This window comes from Kitasatospora sp. A2-31 (assembly GCF_022288725.1).
GTDB lineage: Bacteria > Actinomycetota > Actinomycetes > Streptomycetales > Streptomycetaceae > Kitasatospora.
In genome coordinates this window covers 1-1137 of record NZ_JAKNTA010000249.1, presented here as the reverse complement: position 1 = coordinate 1137, position 1137 = coordinate 1, and the positions used below count along the sequence as shown (strand labels likewise).

The 1137-nt window shown below is 79.0% G+C and carries 1 pseudogene; it reads left to right on the top strand.

Features of this window, described 5'->3' with window-relative positions:
* Positions 1-371 (top strand): annotated as a pseudogene (locus MCM47_RS41255) (serine hydrolase); the annotation flags it as partial.
* Positions 372-1137 lie beyond the last annotated feature (766 nt).

Genomic DNA, 1137 nt, shown 5'->3' with positions numbered 1-1137 from the left:
CCGCCGAGCACGAGCCGCGACTGCCCGAGCCGTGGCGCCCGCTGCCGTCCGTCGACGATGAGCTGCTGGCACTCACCGGCCCCTGGTACTGGGGCGCCGCGGCCCAGGTGCTGCGTCTGAGGGCGGACCGCGCCCTGGAGTTGGCTCCGCTGGCCGCCGGTAACCGCGCCTCCCGGTTCCGTGCCGAGGCGGACGGCACCTGGACGGGGCTGGACGGCTACTACGCGGGCGAGACGCTGCGGGTGGTACGGGCCGCCGACGGCTCGGTCAGCCACCTCGACCTCAACTCCTTCGTCCTCACCCGCGAGCCGTACGGACCGGCGGACGCCGTCCCCGGCGGGATCGACGAGCAGGGGTGGCGGGCCGGCTGACGGCCCGGGCGTCCGACGCCGCCCTCGGCCGCGCCCCGCGGTCGTCCCGCTGACGGACCCGGCCCCCGGCGTTTCGACGCCGGGGGCCGAGGCGTTGCGGGAAGGCGGTGCCCGGGGGCCGGGGCATTGCCGGGCGGCGCGGTGCCCGAGGGCCGGGGCGTTGCCGGGCGGCGCGGTGCCCGGGGGCCGAGGCGTTGCCGGGCGGCGCGGTGCCCGGGGGCCGAGGCGTTGCCGGGCGGCGCGGTGCCCGGGGGCCGAGGCGTTGCGGGAAGGCGGTGCCCGGGGGCCGAGGCGTTGCCGGGCGGCGCGGTGCCCGGGGGCCGGGGCGTTGCCGGGCGGCGCGGTGCCCGGTCGTCGGTCCGGATTGGTGCGGCCGCTGTGCACGCCCGGCGTGCGCCGGTGGAGGGCGGGCTCGGCCGCGGATTCCACCCCCGGGAGCGGAGCATCCGGAGGCGCCCCGGCACCGAGCAGGTGGACGGCGGACATCGAGTGGCCCCATTCAGCAGGTGCACATCTGCGCTCCACCGAACGACAACGTGGACGCCAGCCGCCCCGGAGAAACATACGGTGACCGGTTCGCACCCACGACCGAGCGGACCGGTAGGCGCCACGGCCCACGTGGCCGCCGTCGTCCGTGCTGCCCTGGAGGGTCCGCCATGACCGTCGTCCCCACGTACACTCCTCCCGCAGTCGCCCCCGACCACGCCGCCGCGGTCCCCGCCCCGCGGACGACCCGGCCGGCGTTCACCGCCCGGCCCGCCCGGGG